This window comes from Streptomyces sp. iso_384, from assembly GCF_056172905.1.
Genome location: NZ_JBWBTT010000001.1, coordinates 5,001,100 through 5,015,438 on the forward strand (window position 1 = coordinate 5,001,100; position 14,339 = coordinate 5,015,438).

General features: G+C 73.8%; 14 protein-coding genes. 7 read left to right on the plus strand and 7 right to left on the minus strand.

Translation table 11 applies throughout. From position 1 onward, the window contains the following. The first annotated feature begins 48 nt into the window (after positions 1–48). Both AC0VY3_RS22430 and AC0VY3_RS22435 read left to right on the plus strand, forming a co-directional pair. Positions 49–897, plus strand: coding sequence for a hypothetical protein (locus AC0VY3_RS22430; protein WP_103507636.1), 849 nt, complete (start codon positions 49–51; stop codon positions 895–897). A 32-nt stretch (positions 898–929) separates the two neighbouring features. After that, positions 930–3,116 (plus strand): bifunctional serine/threonine-protein kinase/ABC transporter substrate-binding protein, encoded by a 2,187-nt coding sequence (locus AC0VY3_RS22435; RefSeq protein WP_103507637.1) that lies wholly within the window; start codon positions 930–932, stop codon positions 3,114–3,116. Positions 3,117–3,157: 41 nt separating this feature from the next. Here AC0VY3_RS22435 and AC0VY3_RS22440 read toward each other — a convergent pair whose 3' ends face one another. The 5 genes from AC0VY3_RS22440 to AC0VY3_RS22460 are packed head-to-tail and all read right to left on the minus strand — an operon-like array spanning position 3,158 to position 8,066. Continuing rightward, positions 3,158–4,411, minus strand: coding sequence for an ABC transporter substrate-binding protein (locus tag AC0VY3_RS22440; protein WP_103507638.1), 1,254 nt, complete (start codon positions 4,409–4,411; stop codon positions 3,158–3,160). Continuing rightward, entirely contained in the window at positions 4,408–5,592 is a 1,185-nt protein-coding gene (locus AC0VY3_RS22445) for a branched-chain amino acid ABC transporter permease (RefSeq protein WP_103507639.1), read from the minus strand. Before AC0VY3_RS22445 ends, AC0VY3_RS22440 begins: the two co-directional genes overlap by 4 nt. Continuing rightward, on the minus strand, positions 5,585–6,475 hold the full coding sequence (locus AC0VY3_RS22450) for a branched-chain amino acid ABC transporter permease (protein WP_030623674.1): 891 nt from the start codon (positions 6,473–6,475) through the stop codon (positions 5,585–5,587). Before AC0VY3_RS22450 ends, AC0VY3_RS22445 begins: the two co-directional genes overlap by 8 nt. After that, positions 6,472–7,272 (minus strand): ABC transporter ATP-binding protein, encoded by an 801-nt coding sequence (locus tag AC0VY3_RS22455; RefSeq protein WP_103507640.1) that lies wholly within the window; start codon positions 7,270–7,272, stop codon positions 6,472–6,474. The genes AC0VY3_RS22450 and AC0VY3_RS22455 overlap by 4 nt, the downstream gene beginning before the upstream one ends. Next, entirely contained in the window at positions 7,269–8,066 is a 798-nt protein-coding gene (locus tag AC0VY3_RS22460; protein WP_103507641.1) for an ABC transporter ATP-binding protein, read from the minus strand. The genes AC0VY3_RS22455 and AC0VY3_RS22460 overlap by 4 nt, the downstream gene beginning before the upstream one ends. A 245-nt stretch (positions 8,067–8,311) precedes the next feature. On the opposite strand from AC0VY3_RS22460, the gene AC0VY3_RS22465 reads away from it, so the two are divergent. Beyond that, positions 8,312–9,082, plus strand: a complete 771-nt coding sequence (locus tag AC0VY3_RS22465) for a PucR family transcriptional regulator (RefSeq protein WP_103507642.1) — start codon at positions 8,312–8,314, stop codon at positions 9,080–9,082. Between the two features lie 45 nt (positions 9,083–9,127). On the opposite strand, the gene AC0VY3_RS22470 is transcribed toward AC0VY3_RS22465, so the two are convergent. Then, positions 9,128–10,246, minus strand: a complete 1,119-nt coding sequence (locus AC0VY3_RS22470; RefSeq protein WP_103507643.1) for a glycerate kinase — start codon at positions 10,244–10,246, stop codon at positions 9,128–9,130. Between the two features lie 138 nt (positions 10,247–10,384). On the opposite strand from AC0VY3_RS22470, the gene AC0VY3_RS22475 reads away from it, so the two are divergent. Continuing rightward, positions 10,385–10,882: an NUDIX domain-containing protein gene (locus AC0VY3_RS22475; protein ID WP_103507644.1), complete on the plus strand. Its 498-nt coding sequence runs from the start codon at positions 10,385–10,387 to the stop codon at positions 10,880–10,882. A 54-nt stretch (positions 10,883–10,936) separates the two neighbouring features. Here the strand turns inward: AC0VY3_RS22475 and AC0VY3_RS22480 are convergent, their stop codons facing one another. Then, positions 10,937–11,137 carry a DUF2191 domain-containing protein gene (locus AC0VY3_RS22480; RefSeq protein ID WP_475550431.1) on the minus strand — a complete coding sequence of 67 codons (201 nt, stop codon included), beginning with the start codon at positions 11,135–11,137 and terminating at the stop codon, positions 10,937–10,939. 172 nt (positions 11,138–11,309) lie between these two features. On the opposite strand from AC0VY3_RS22480, the gene AC0VY3_RS22485 reads away from it, so the two are divergent. The 3 genes from AC0VY3_RS22485 (at position 11,310) to AC0VY3_RS22495 (ending at position 14,279) form a co-directional block, all read left to right on the plus strand. After that, positions 11,310–12,104, plus strand: coding sequence for a CoA transferase subunit A (locus tag AC0VY3_RS22485; RefSeq protein WP_103507645.1), 795 nt, complete (start codon positions 11,310–11,312; stop codon positions 12,102–12,104). A 1-nt stretch (position 12,105) separates the two neighbouring features. Continuing rightward, positions 12,106–12,762, plus strand: a complete 657-nt coding sequence (locus tag AC0VY3_RS22490; RefSeq protein ID WP_475550432.1) for a 3-oxoacid CoA-transferase subunit B — start codon at positions 12,106–12,108, stop codon at positions 12,760–12,762. A 194-nt stretch (positions 12,763–12,956) separates the two neighbouring features. Further along, positions 12,957–14,279, plus strand: coding sequence for an extracellular catalytic domain type 1 short-chain-length polyhydroxyalkanoate depolymerase (locus AC0VY3_RS22495; protein WP_475550433.1), 1,323 nt, complete (start codon positions 12,957–12,959; stop codon positions 14,277–14,279). Positions 14,280–14,339: the final 60 nt, after the last annotated feature.

Consider the following 14,339-nt stretch of genomic DNA (forward strand, 5'->3'; position numbering starts at 1 on the left):
CGGGGCCCTTCGGCCAGGGTGCGGTCCGGGGGACCAGGGGGGTCCGAGATGAAGCTGATGCTGGTGGGGACACGCGTGGTGGCGGTCGCGGCGGCGGGGGTGTTGCTGGCCGGATGTGGTGGGTCGGGGTCGAAGGGCGAGGACCGGCCCGACCCGAAGCCGAGCGGATCGGCGAAGCAGGGCGGACCGGCGACCGACGGCGAGAAGACCGGGGCGACCGGAAAGCCGGACCCGAAGCAGTCCACGCTGCCGGGGGCGCTGCCCAGCGCCTACGACTTCACGCCGGACCCGGAGCGGGTGCCGAGGACCGCGGCCCAGGCCCGGAAGCTGACGCGGAACGCCGCGCTCGGTGAGGCCGACTGGACGGCCGGGATGGTCCGGCACACACCGTACGAGAGCGGCGGCAGCTGGCCGGTGCTCCCGGAATCCTGCGTCTGGACCCGTTCCGCGCTGCCCTCCGGCGTGCTGGACAGCTTCACGCGGCGGCTCGACATCCCGGCGCAGGGCGGCAAGGGCCGGGTCCAGGGGGCGGTGACCGTGACCGTGCACCGGAGCGAGGCGGGCGCCGACAAGGAGATCAAGGACACCGTCCAGGAGAGCTTCCGCTGCCCGCAGCAGGAGCTGGGCGGCGGGCAGCGGCTGAGCGGTCTGATGTCGCTCCAGTTCGACCAGAAGGACGTGCGCAACGCGGACGCCTCGCTCTTCGAGGCCGGGAAGTACACCGGCCCCGGCTCCGGCGGGACCCAGGACTATGTGTGGACCAAGTCCCGGATCGGCCCGGTGACGACGGCCGTGTCGGTCAAGGGCGCGAAGGGCTACCAGAACAGCGACCTGCTGCGGATCGCCGCCGAGGGCGGCGCCAAGGTGCTCTACCGCGTCGAGCTGGAACTGAAGTGACCGCGGGCCCGGACGAAAGGCACTGACCCCTGATGGAACCGCTCCGTTCCGCCGACCCGGCACGGATCGCCGGATACCGCGTCCTGGGCCGGCTCGGCGCCGGCGGCATGGGTGTGGTGCTGCTCGGCCGGTCGCCCGGCGGCGCGCTGGTGGCGATCAAGCTGATCCGCGCGGAGTACGCCGACGACACCGGCTTCCGGGCCCGCTTCCGGCGGGAGGTGGCGATCGCCCGGCAGGTGCGCAACCGGTGGGCGGTGCCGGTGGTCGACGCCGACACCGAGGCGCCGGCCCCGTGGCTGGCCACCGAGTTCGTGCCGGGGCCCGCCCTGAGCGAGGCGGTCGGCGGCGGAGGGCCGCTGCCGGAACGCGGGGTGCGGGCGCTGGGCTCGATGCTCGCGGAGGCGCTGGAGGCCGTCCACGCGGCGGGGCTCGTGCACCGGGACGTCAAGCCCGGCAATGTGCTGCTGGGCCTGGACGGGCCCCGGCTGATCGACTTCGGGATCGCGCGGGCCCTGGACGACACCGTCCTCACGGCGACGGACGTGATCGTCGGCTCCCCCGGCTTCCTCTCGCCCGAGCAGGCGCAGGGCCGGCGGATCGGCCCGGCGAGCGATGTCTTCTCGCTGGGCTGCGTCCTGGTGTACGCGGCCACCGGCGGGCGGCCGTTCGGCGCCGGTCCGGTGGAGGCGATGCTGTTCCGTACGGTGCACGACCCGGCGGAGCTGGGCGCGCTGCCGCCCGGGCTGCGTCCGGTCGTCGAGGCGTGCCTGTCCAAGGCCCCCGAGGACCGTCCGACGACGGCGGACATCCGGCGGGCGTTCGCCGAGGATCTGTCGGGCGGCAGCTGGCTGCCCGGTCCGGTCACCCATCTGATCGCCGAGCGTTCGGCGCGGATGCTCGCGCTGCCCGACATCGACGCGACGAGCCTGGACGCCGGATCCGCCGACGGCCCGGACGGCGGCCAGGACACGGGCACCGGCACGGGGCCCGGTGGGCGGGACACGACCGCCGTTCCGGCCCCGGTCGGCCGTCGCCGCTTGCTCGCGTACGTCACCGGCGGCGCGGCCTTCGCGGCGACGGGCGGCACCGCCGCGTGGCTGGTCTCCTCGGGCGAGGACAAGGACCCCGGCGGGAAGGGCGAGGGGGCCGACGGGAAGGCGGCCCGCCCGGAGCTGCACATCGGGCTCCAGGCCGATCTCAGCGGCCCGTCGGCGGCCGTGGGCAAGGGGCAGGACCGGGCGGCACGGCTCGCGGTGGCGGAGCACAACGCCCGGGGGAACGCGCCGTTCACGCTGCGGCTGACCACGGTCGACGACGGGGGCGACGAGGAGCGGGCGAAGGCGGCGGTGCGCCGGTTCGCCGAGGACCCGCTCCTGGTGGCCGCGATCGGCGCGACCGGCACGGACGCGGCCCGGGAGGCACTGGTGGCCTACGACGAGGCGGCGCTGCCGCTGCTCAGCGTGGTCGACGGCGACATCCGGCACCTGAACCGGATCTTCCTGTGCGCCCGGCCGCGCAACGACATGCAGATGCTGCCGGTGGCCCAGTTCCTCGGCGCGTACGAGATCGACCGGGTCGCGCTGGTCGACGACGGCACCGAGTACGGCCGGCAGACCACGCGCTTCCTGGACGCGGGGCTGCGCGGCAACGGCCGCACCGTGTTCGCGGAGACCGTGCGGGAAGGCACCCGCGACCTGGACGCCGAGGCCGAGCGGATCGCCGCGAAGCGGCCGGGGGCGGTGGTGTACGGGGGTGGCCGGCGGGAGGCCGGACGGTTCGCGAAGTCGCTGACCAGGGCCGGGTTCCTGGGCCCGAAGATCGGCACCCAGGCCGTGCACGACCCGAGGTTCCTGGCGGAGGCGGGCGAGGCCGCGGCGGGCTGGCTGGTCGTGTCGACGGCCGCGGACCCCGCTTCCGTACCCTCGGTGCACCCGTTCGCCGCCGCCTACCGCAAGCGCTTCGACGGCGCGCCGCCGCTGTTCGCCGCGGAGGCGTACGACGCGGTCGGGCTGATCGCCGCCTGCGCCGAGGGGCTGGGCCGGGAGACGGTGAGCCGCCAGGATCTGCTGCCCGCGCTGCGGACGACCTCGTACAAGGGCGTGTCCAAGAGCTACGCCTTCGAGTCCGCCAACGGGATGTACACCGGGACCGGGGTCTTCCTCTACCGCGTGGAGCGAGGGCGCTTCCGGTACATCGGGATGGACGGCACGGAGGTCTGACCGGGCTGTCCCGGTCGGACCTCCGTCAGGCACGTCCGGGCTCAGGAACCGGCGGTGAAGGACTCGGCCGCCGCGGCGACCTCGGCCGGCCGGACCACCTTCAGACCGCCGGCGGCCTTGGCGTCCGGCTTCATGATGACGCTCTCGCGGGTGGACGGCGCCTTCGGATCGGAGAAGTCGTGCGACACCCCGAACTCGGTCCCGTACTCCTTGATCGTGAGCAGCGCCTTGTCGATGCCCTCGCGGGTGAGGTCCTTGTCGTCGCACGCCTTCGACAGCGCCTCGCCGAACAGGGAGGCCGCCGTGTAGCCGGCGACGACGCCGTTGTCGAGGACGTCCTTCGGGTACTGGGCGGCGTACTCCTTGGCGAGCTTGGCGGGGCCGTCGCCCGGGTCGCCGATGGGCAGGGTGGAGGCGGCGACGTAGTAGTCCTTGAGCAGGGCGGGGCCCGCCTGGGTCTTCAACAGCTGCGGCGCGAAAGCCGAGTTGTTGCCGACGACCGGGACATCGAAGCCGGTGGCCGCCGCGACGCCGACCAGCGAAGCCGCCTGGCGCGGACCCGCGCTGACGATCACGGCCTTGACCCCGGCCTGCTTGAGGGCGGCGACCTGGGCCGTCATGTCGTTGTCGGTCGGCTTGATCTTCTGCTCGACGACGGTGAGACCGGCCTCCTTCGCCGCGTGCTTCGAGCCGACGAGCGCGTTCTCGCCGTAGTCGCCCTCGAAGTAGACGTGACCGATCCTGTCTCCCTTCGCGATGCGCTTCTCGGCGAGGAGGTAGTCGATCAGGTTGATCGTCTCGACGTCGTAGGTGGCGCCGATGACCCGGATGTACGGGGAGCCCAGCAGATTCGCCGACCAGGCCTGCGGCAGCACCAGGCCCTTGTCCTGGCCGTCGATGCGCTGCTCGACGGCGGCGACGAACGGGGAGCCGATGAACTGGGTGAAGCCGAGCACCTCCGGCTCCAGTTCGGTGTACGCGGCGATCGCCTTCTGCGGGTCGTATCCGTGGTCGCGGACCGTCAGTTCGATCTTCCGGTCGCAGATGCCGCCCGCGTCGTTGGTCCGCTTGACCCACAGCTGCTGCGCCTGGGTGACGCTCTTGCCGAGCGAGGCGTAGACGCCGGTCATGTCGGTCAGCACACCGAGGGAGATCGTCGAGGAGGAGACCCCGGGGCCGGTCTTGACGCCGCCCTCGCCCTCCTCGTTCGCCTTTGAGTCGGTCGCCTTACCGCTGCACCCGACGAGGGTGACGGCGAGGGTCGCGACCACGGCCGTGAGCACTCTCAGTTTCATGACTTCTCCCCTGGATTCTTCGGAGCCGCTGGATTCTTCGGAGCCTTCGGCTTCTTCGTACGGGCGAGGCCGAGGCGGGCGAGGCCGCCGGGCAGGAACAGGACCACCGCGACCACCGCGGCGCCGTACAGATAGCGGGACGCCTCACCGGGTGCCAGCCCGCCCGTACCGGGGGCGGAGACCAGCGGCAGGGAGTCGCTGTAGTGCGTGAACACCTGCGGGAGCAGCGAGACGAAGGCGGCGCCGATCACGGCGCCCGCGACGCTGCCGAGCCCGCCGATGACGATCATGGCGAGGTATTCGAGGGACAGGATCATGCCGAAGTACTCGGGCACGGTCCGCTGGAAGACCAGGGCGAGCAGAACGCCCGCGAGGCCCGCGTACATCGAGGACAGGACGAAGACGCCGGCCCGGTAGCGGGCCACCGGCACGCCCATCACGCCGGCCGCGATCCGGTGGTCGCGGATGGCGTTCATGGCCCGTCCGGGCCGGCCGCGCAGCACCCCCCGGGCGAACAGCGCGCTCAGCAGGAGCGCGGCCAGACCCGCGTACCAGAGCTTCTCCGAGGAGCCGAACGGCACGGCGGCGACGATGAGTTCGCTGTCGTCGAAGGTGAAGCCGAAGAGCGACAGCGGCGGTACGGCCCGGCCGTTGTAACCACCGGTCAGCGAGCCCGCGTTGAACAGGACGTGCTGCCCGATGAAGATCAGCGCGAGCGTCGCGATGCCGAGGTACGCGCCGCGCAGCCGGCCGGCGATGGGGCTGAAGAGCCCGCCCACCGCTCCGGCGAGCAGTACGGCGAGGATCGCGGCCAGCCAGGTGGGCAGCCCGAGTCCGGTCAGCGTGTGCCCGTTCTCGGTGCTGCTCTCCCCCGCCAGGACGCAGTAGCCGTACGCGCCGACGGCGAGGAAGAACGCGTGGCCCATGGAGAGCTGCCCGGTGGCGCCGGTGAGCATGTTGAGCCCGATGGCGCCGATCGCGGCCGCCATCGCGAACAGTCCGGCCTGGAGCCAGAAGCGGTCCAGGTAGAACGGCAGGACGAGGAGCAGCAGGGAGCCGATGAGGACGGCGTACGTACGGGGGCTGCGCAGCCGGTCGGTGAGGCTGTCCGCGCGGCCGCCGGGTGCGGGGGCGGGTGTGGCGGGGGCTTCGGGGGCGGCTTCGGCGGTGGTGTCAGACACGGGCCAGCTCCTTCGTGCCGAAGAGTCCCGCGGGCCGGATCAGCAGGACGGCCACCATCACCAGGTAGGGCGCCAGATCGCCGATGCCCCGGCCGAGGAAGGAGAGGTCGCTCTGGTAGCCGGTGGCGAGCGACTCGGTGACGCCGACGATGAGTCCGCCGGCCAGCGCCCCGGTGGTGGAGTCGAGTCCGCCGAGGATCGCGGCGGGGAACGCCTTGAGCGCGGCGAGCGAGGTGGCGCGCTCCAGGCCCGGGGTCGGGAACACGGTGAGGAAGAGAGCGGCGACGGCGGCGAGGGCTCCGGCGACCGCCCAGGCGGCGAGCGAGACCCGCCCCAGCTTGATGCCCATGAGCGCCGCCGTCTGCGGGTTCTCGGCGGCGGCCCGCATCGACACACCCCACGAGGTGTAGCGGAAGGCGAGCAGGAACACGGTGATCAGCAGCCCGGCGGCGAGGAACGCGGCGATCCTGGTCTGGGCGAGGGTGATGGAGCCGATGTGGACGACCTCGTTGCCCCAGGGGTCGCCGAGGGCGAGTACGTCCGTGCCCATCCGGCGGGTGAGTTCGGTGATCAGGAGGATGTCGACGCCGATGGTGACGATGGCCAGGACGCTGTGGTCGCTGCCCCGGTAGCGGCGCATCACGAGGAACTCGATGGCCGCCCCGACGGTCGCGGCCCCGGCGATCCCGACGAGCAGCGCGGGCCAGAACCCGATGTCGTCGTGGAGCACGGCGGTGACATAGCCGCCCGCCAACAGCAGGGACGCGTGGGCGAAGTTGACGACCTCGGTGGCCTTGAAGATGACGACGAAGCCGAGCGCGATGAGTGCGTAGACCGAGCCGATCGACAGGCCGCCGAGGAGGAGTTCGACGAACGTGGTCATTGAGGTGCTCCCAAGTAGGCCTGGACGACGGCCGGGTCGTTCTGGACCTCGGCGGGGGTGCCGCCCGCGATCCTGCGTCCGAAGTCGAGTACGGTCACCGCGTCCGCCAGCCGCATCACCACCCCCATGTCGTGCTCGACCAGCACGATGGAGATGCCGAGGCTGTCGCGTACGTCGGCCACGACGGCGGCGGTTCGGCGGCGCTCGTCCGCGGTCATGCCGGCGATCGGCTCGTCCAGCAGCAGGACCTTGGGCTCCATGCACAGGGCGCGGCCGAGCTCGACGAGCTTCTGCTGTCCGTACGGGAGCGATCCGGCGGGCCGCTCCAACTCCCCGGCCAATCCGATGAATTCGGCGATCTCCCGGACCCGGTCGCGGTGGCGTCGTTCCTCCCGCGCGGCGGAGGGCAGCCTCAGGCCGGTGGCGAGGAACCCGGAGCGGGTCAGCCGGTGGCGGCCGAGGAGGAGGCTGTCGGCGACGGTCGCGTGCGGGGGCAGCGCCAGGTTCTGGAAGGTGCGGGCGACCCCGAGGTCCGCGATGGCGTGCGGCGGGAGTCCGGTGAGTTCGGTGTCGCCGAGGCGGACGTGTCCGGAGGTGGCGCGGTAGACGCCGGACAGGACGTTGAAGCAGGTGGACTTGCCCGCGCCGTTGGGTCCGATGACGGCGTGCACACTGCCGGGTTCAACGGTGAAGGAGACGCTGTCCAGGGCGGTGAGCCCGGAGAAGCGGACGGTGACGTCCTCGACGGCGAGGGCGGCCGCGGTGCTGTGCGCAAAGGCCGTGGCGGTGGTGGTCACGCGGACCACCTGCTCAGGGCGCGCCGGGTTCGGGCGGCCGGGTCGGCGTCCGCCGCCGCGTCCTCGTCGACGACGCCCAGATAGCGGCGGCGCACCTCGTCGGAGGCGGCGAGTTCGTCGGCGGGCCCGGACAGGGCGACCTCGCCGACGTCGAGGACGTACGCCGTGGAGGCGAGCTTCAGCGCGATCGCCGCGTTCTGCTCGACGAGCATGACGGAGGTGCCGCTCGCGTTGATCTCCTGCACGGTCTCGGCGATCCTGGCCGCCATCAACGGGGCGAGGCCGAGCGAGGGCTCGTCCAGCAGGAGCAGCCGGGGCCCCGCCATCAGGGCGCGGCCCATCGCCAGCATCTGCTGCTCGCCGCCGGAGAGCAGTCCGGCCCGCTGGTGCGCGCGGTCGGCGAGCACCGGGAACAGCTCGTGGACACGGGCCAGCGCGGCGCCCGTCTCCTTGCGTCCGCCGCGCGCCCCGAGGGCGCCCGCCCGCAGGTTGTCGGCCACCGTCATCCGGGCGAAGACCTGCCGGCCCTCCGGTACCTGGACCACTCCGGCGGCCACCACCTGGGCGGGCCGCAGCCCTTCCAGGGGGCGGCCGTCGAACCGGATGGTGCCGGTGCCCGTCCCGCGGTGGAAGCCGAGGGTCCGCGACACGGCCCGCAGCAGCGTGGTCTTGCCCGCGCCGTTGCCGCCGAGCACGGCGGTGATCCCGCCGTCCGGCACATCGACGGAGATGTCGCGCAGCGCCCGGACCGGGCCGTAGCCGACGGACAGCCCGCGGATCTCTAGCGTTGCCATGCGTCCTCCTCCTTCCGCCTTGTCGTGTGTCGTGTGTCGTGCTGGTCCGTGGGGGTGATGCCACAGACCAGCACCGGGCGGGACCTGCGTCCACGGGGCGGGACCGACTCGATGCGGGCGACCAGCGAACGCGGGGCCTCGTTGTGCACGCGCACAGACGCGGTGACGGGCGGCCGCCCGCCCGTCCGGCCGGTGGCATCCTCATCGGTCATCAGGTGCGCCCGGACCCGGGGACGGAGCGGCGGATGCGGCGTGGAACGCGGTACGGGGCGCTGCTCGGCCCGCTGCTGGCGGGCGGGGCGCGGCCGGACCTGGTGGAGCGCTCGGCGCGCGGACTCGGGCTGCCGGAACGGGGGCGTTACGTGGTGGTGGTGCTGGGCGCGCCCGTGCCGGAGGGTGCGGTGGTCGAGGGCCCGGACGTGGACGGCGCGCGCTGGTGGTGGGGCGGGGCCGACGGCTCTCCGGGCGAGGCGGAGGGCCGGGAGGAGGCCCGTGAGGTCGCGGTGGTGCTGCTGGGCTCGGCGGGCCCGGCCCGGGCGGTGGCGCGGCTCAGGGAGCTGGGCGCCGGGCCTGGGGGTGTGAGCCCGGTGGTGGGTTCCCTGGCGGAGGTGGGCGCCGCGCACCGGCTGGCGGGTACGGCGCTGCTGACGTGCGAGCCGGGCAGCCGGGAGATCGTCCGGCTGGACGAGCGGCTTCCGGCGGCCCTGCTGGTGAGCCGCCCGGAGCTGTCCACCCGATTGCTGGCGGAGGTGTTCGGCCCGCTGCTGACCCTCGTACCGGCGGAGCGGTCACTGCTGGTGGAGACGCTGGAGGCGTGGCTGGAGTGCGGGGGTTCGGTGGGGCGGGCGGCGGCCCGGCTGGGGTGTCATCGCAACACGGTGTTCAACCGTCTGCGGCGACTGGAACGCCTGACCGCGCGCTCGCTGTCCCGGCCGCGTGAACTGGTCGACCTGGTGCTGGCGCTGGACGTGCTGCGGCTGTCGTCCGCCCCGGCGGGCCCTGGGGGCGGGGGTTGAGGGGGAGCCGGCCCGGGCCGGCTCCCCCTCGGGGACGTACCGACGTCAGCCCGCCAGGAAGTCCCGGGCGATCGACTCCGCCGCCCGTTCCAGCAGCGGCCCGGCCTGGGCCATGGACACCGCCGGGTCCGGTTCCAGCTCGGCCAGGGCGTAGGCGCGGCGGATGCCCGCCTTCTCCAGGGCCTCCGGGGGCAGGGCGAGGCGGCCGCAGACCGCGACGACCTCGATCCCGGCCGCGCGGGCGGCGGCGGCGACCCCGGCCGGGGCCTTGCCGTGCAGCGTCTGCTCGTCGAGCGAACCCTCGCCCGTGATGACCAGCGTGGCCCGGGCGAGCGCCGGGGCGAAGCCCAGCACGTCGAGCATGACCTCGATGCCGGGCCGGAAGCGGGCGCCGAGGGCGACGAGCGCCCCGTAGCCGATGCCTCCGGCCGCGCCCGCGCCGGGCAGGGCGGCCGTCTCCGGGCCCAGGACCGAGGCGAAGTGCGTCAGGGCCGCGTCGAGGACCGCGATGTCCTCCTCGCCGGCGCCCTTCTGCCGCCCGTACACCTCGGGGGCGCCCTTGGGCCCGGTCAGCGGGTTGTCCACATCGCTGGCCAGGACCAGGTCGACGCCCGCCAGGCGCGGGTCGAGCCCGGACAGGTCGGCCTCGGCCAGCTCGGCGAGCGGTCCGCCGCCGGGGCCGACGGGCTTGCCGTCCGCGTCCAGGAAGCGGGCGCCGAGGGCGGCGAGCATGCCGGCGCCGCCGTCCGTGGTGGCGCTGCCGCCGACCCCGAACACGATCGTCGTGGCCCCCGCCTCCAGGGCGGCCCGGAGCAGTTCGCCCGAGCCGTACGTGGTGGCCGTGAGCGGGGCGAACACCCCGTCGGGCAGGAGCTGGAGGCCCGAGGCCTCGGCCATCTCCACCACGGCGGTGGACCCGCGCAGCGCGTACGCCGCCGTCACCGGCTCCCCGAGGGGGCCGGTGACCCGCGCCTCGCGGCGCTCGAATCCGGCGGCCACGGCCGCCGCGACCGTACCGTCGCCGCCGTCCGCGACCGGCAGGGTCTCCACCCGCACGCCGGGCACGACGCGCCGCAGCCCGACCGTCACCCGCTCCGCGACCTGCACGGCCGTGAGCGAGCCCTTGAACTTGTCCGCCGCCACGAGCACGCGGGCGGTCTCCACATCTGCTCCGTCCGTCACCTTGCATCCCTTGCTTTCGAACAGGCAGTCGCGCCGCCCCGACCTTATCCGCACGCCCCCTGATCTGCCCATGGCTGTCCACGGCCGTGCGGTCCGGCCCGCGCCACTACGCTGTCGGCCGTGACGACTCCCGATGCCGACTACGCCGCGTACATCGCCGGGCTCCCCCGGGTCCTGGCCGGTGCCGCCGCGCTCTTCCGTGACGTGGACGGGCGGATCCTGCTCGTCGAGCCGAACTACCGCGAGGGCTGGGCGCTGCCCGGCGGGACGGTCGAGTCGGAGACGGGCGAGGGGCCCCGGCAGGGCGCCCGGCGCGAGACGGCGGAGGAGATCGGGCTCGACCTCGCGCCGGGACGGCTGCTGGCCGTGGACTGGGCGCGGGGCGCCGGCCGCCCGCCGATCGTGGCGTACCTGTACGACGGCGGGGTGCTCACCGCGGACCAGCTGGCGGCGATCCGGCTCCAGGAGGAGGAGCTGCTGTCCTGGCGGCTGGTGGCGCCCGCCGATCTGGACGGCTTTCTGCTGGGCGCGCTCCGCCACCGGGTACGGGCGGCGCTGGCGGTCCTGGCCTCCGGCGGCGGACCGGCGGAGCTGGAGGACGGCGAGCCGGTCGCGTAGTCGCGCGAAGGTCGCGCAGTCCCGTGAAGGTCGCGGGAAAGGGGCTGCGGGCGGTCAGCCCTGCTGCGCGTCCGGCTTGATCTCGACGTCGCGCGCCGCACCCTCGCGCTCCGCGACCACGGACTCGGTGCGGTGGCCGCGCGCGATGTAGTCGCGCACCACGAGTTCGACGGCGTCCTGGGGGTTCCCGACCCCCGCGAGCACCATGACTTCGACGACGAGTTCGGCATCCGGACTGACGGTCACCTTGGCCATGCGCGGACCCTGCCCCGGCACGTTCCGCACACGCGCCGCTTTCCTGGATGGGCAGCGCCCGCACGGGCGGGACCACCATCCGGCCCGGCCCCGATGTGTGGCCGGACGCCATCGTCGTGGGCCGTCGCGGGTTCCTAGTCTCGTCGCAGCCGATGCGACGAGAGGTGTGCGGATGAGCAGGGACAAGGTGGTCGCCGACGCGGCGGACGCGGTCGCGGACGTGGCGCGCGGGGCGTCGCTGGCGGTGGGCGGTTTCGGGCTGTGCGGCATACCCGGGGTGCTGATCCACGCGCTGCTGGAGCGGGGCACCGGTGAGCTGAGGGTGGTGTCCAACAACTGCGGCGTGGACGACTGGGGCCTGGGCCTCCTGCTGCGGGCGGGGCTGATCGCGCGGATGACCAGCTCCTACGTGGGCGAGAACAAGGAGTTCGCGCGCCAGTACCTCCAGGGCGAGCTGGAGGTGGAGCTCGTCCCCCAGGGCACCCTGGCGGAACGGTTGCGGGCCGGCGGCTCGGGCATCCCGGCGTTCTACACCCCGGCCGGTGCGGGCACCGTGATCGCCGAGGGCGGTCTGGCCTGGCGGTACGGCGCGGACGGCTCCGTCGCGGTCGCCTCGCCGCCCAGGGAGACCCGGGTCTTCGGCGGGCGGGAGCATCTGCTGGAGGAGGGCATCACCACCGACTTCGCGCTGGTGCGCGCCGCCGTGGGCGACCGGCACGGAAACCTCCGCTTCGACTCCTCCGCCCGCAACTTCAACCCGCTCGCCGCGATGGCCGGGCGCATCACCGTGGCGGAGGTGGAGGAACTCGTCGAGCCCGGCGAACTCGCCCCCGACGACATCCATCTGCCCGGCGTCTTCGTCCAGCGGGTCGTCCCCATCGGCCCCGACGACCCGCGCGCCGAGAAGCGCGTCGAGCGCCGTACCGTCCGCACCGCCCCCGCCGCTGCCCACGAAGGGACCACCTGAGATGCCGCTGACGCGTACGCAGATGGCGGCCCGCGCCGCCGAGGAGCTGGCCGGCGGCTCCTACGTCAACCTCGGCATCGGTCTGCCGACGCTCATCCCGGACCACCTGCCGGACGGGGTCGAGGTGGTGTTCCAGTCGGAGAACGGCCTCCTCGGCGTCGGCCCCTACCCCGACGCGTCCGAGGTCAGGCCCGACCTGATCAACGCGGGCAAGGAGACGGTGACGCTGCTTTCCGGGGCGTCCTGCGTCGACTCCGCGCTCTCCTTCGCGATGATCCGGGGCGGACACATCGACGTCGCGGTACTGGGGGCGATGCAGGTGTCCGCCTCCGGCGATCTGGCGAACTGGGTGATTCCCGGCAAGATGATCAAGGGCATGGGCGGCGCCATGGACCTCGTCCACGGGGCCCGGCGCGTCATCGTGTTGACGGAACACACGGCACGCGACGGCTCCCCCAAGCTGCTCGACACCTGCACCCTGCCGCTCACCGGCCGGGGCGTGGTGCACCGGATCATCACCGATCTCGCGGTCCTCGACGTCACCCCCGAGGGCTTTCTGCTGCGGGAGGTGGCCGACGGGGTGACGGTCGATCAGGTGCGGGCCGCGACCGGGGCGGAGCTGACCGTGGCGCACGAGCCGGTGTCGGTACGCGCGTAGCAGCCGGGCGCGCTCCCGGCAACAGGTCGTGGCCCCCGGCTCCCGGGCCGGTTGTGGAGGGCATCGCCATTACCCGCCCTCCCGCCCGCTTCCTACGGTGACCGCACCTCGGCCGTACCGCCGCCGTGCGGCGCGCCTCGGCCGGGGTCACGGGATCACGGGCGATCCCGTGCACCGTCCCACGGGAGGTCACCATGTCGTACGTCATGCCGTCGCACCCGGCTCCGTTCGGGGCTCCGCCGGGCGCCCCGCCGCCCGGGGCACGGCGCGGCGGGCGGTGGAGCCGTGCCGTCCGCCGGTTCGCCGCCGTCGTCGCCCTGGCCACCGGGGCGGCACTGGCAGGACCGGGGCCCGCCGGGGCGGCACCGGCAGGACCGTTGGCCGCCGAGGCCCGTGCGGCCGCCTCGCTGGAGCGCGTCACCTCCTTCGGGGCCAACCCCGGCGGGCTGAACATGTACGTGTACCGGCCCGCGGCCCTGCCCGCGAACGCGCCCGTGGTCTTCGCCCTGCACGGCTGCACCCAGAGCGCGCAGATCTACTCCGACAACTCCGGGCTGAACACCTTCGCCGACCGGCACGGCTTCCTGGTCGTCTACGCCGAGACCACCACCGCCAACAACGCCAACAAGTGCTTCAACTGGTTCCAGCCGAGCGACACGCGGCGGGGCCAGGGCGAGGCCGCGTCGATCCGGCAGATGGTCGCCCATGCCGCGATCGCCTACGGGGTGGACACCGGCCGGGTCCAGGTGACGGGTCTGTCGGCGGGCGGGGCGATGACGTCGGTCTTGCTGGCCGCCTACCCGGACGTGTTCGCCGCGGGCGCGGTCGTCGCGGGCATCCCGTACGGCTGCGGGGTCGACGTGGTGTCGGCGTTCGGCTGCATGAGTCCCGGTGTGGACCGGACCCCGGCGGCGTGGGCGCAGGCCGTCCGGGACGCCCACCCCGGCTTCGCGGGCCCCTGGCCCCGGGTGGCGATCTGGCACGGGGACCGCGACGCGACCGTCGCCCCGAGGAACGCCGATGAGCTGCGGGACCAGTGGACCGCGGTGCACGGCCTCGGCCAGACCCCGGACCGGACCTCCACGATCGGCCCCGACAGCACCCGCAGGAGCGAGTATCTGGCGGCCGGCGGCGCGAGCGTCGTCGAGGTCGACCGGGTGCCCGGCATCGGGCACGGCACTCCGGTCGATCCGGGCGGCGGCGCGGAGCAGTGCGGCGCCACCGGTACCCAGCACTTCATCGACTCGATCTGCTCCTCCTCCTGGATCATCCGCTTCTTCGGTCTCGACGGCACCACCACCCCCGAGCCGCCCGTGGACCCGCCCACCGAGCCCGCCGCCTGCTGGACGGCCGACAACTACGAGCACGTACGCGCCGGGCGGGCCACCACCATCGGCGGCCTGGTGTACGCGAAGGGCTCCGGCCAGAACCTGGGGCTCTACAACACCTTCGTGACCCACACCCTCAAGGAGTCACCGCCGGGCCACTACGTACTGGCCGACGGCGCCTGCCCCTGACACCCCTTCTCTCCGACGCACCGACGCACCCACACACCCGCTCACCCGCTCACCCGCTCA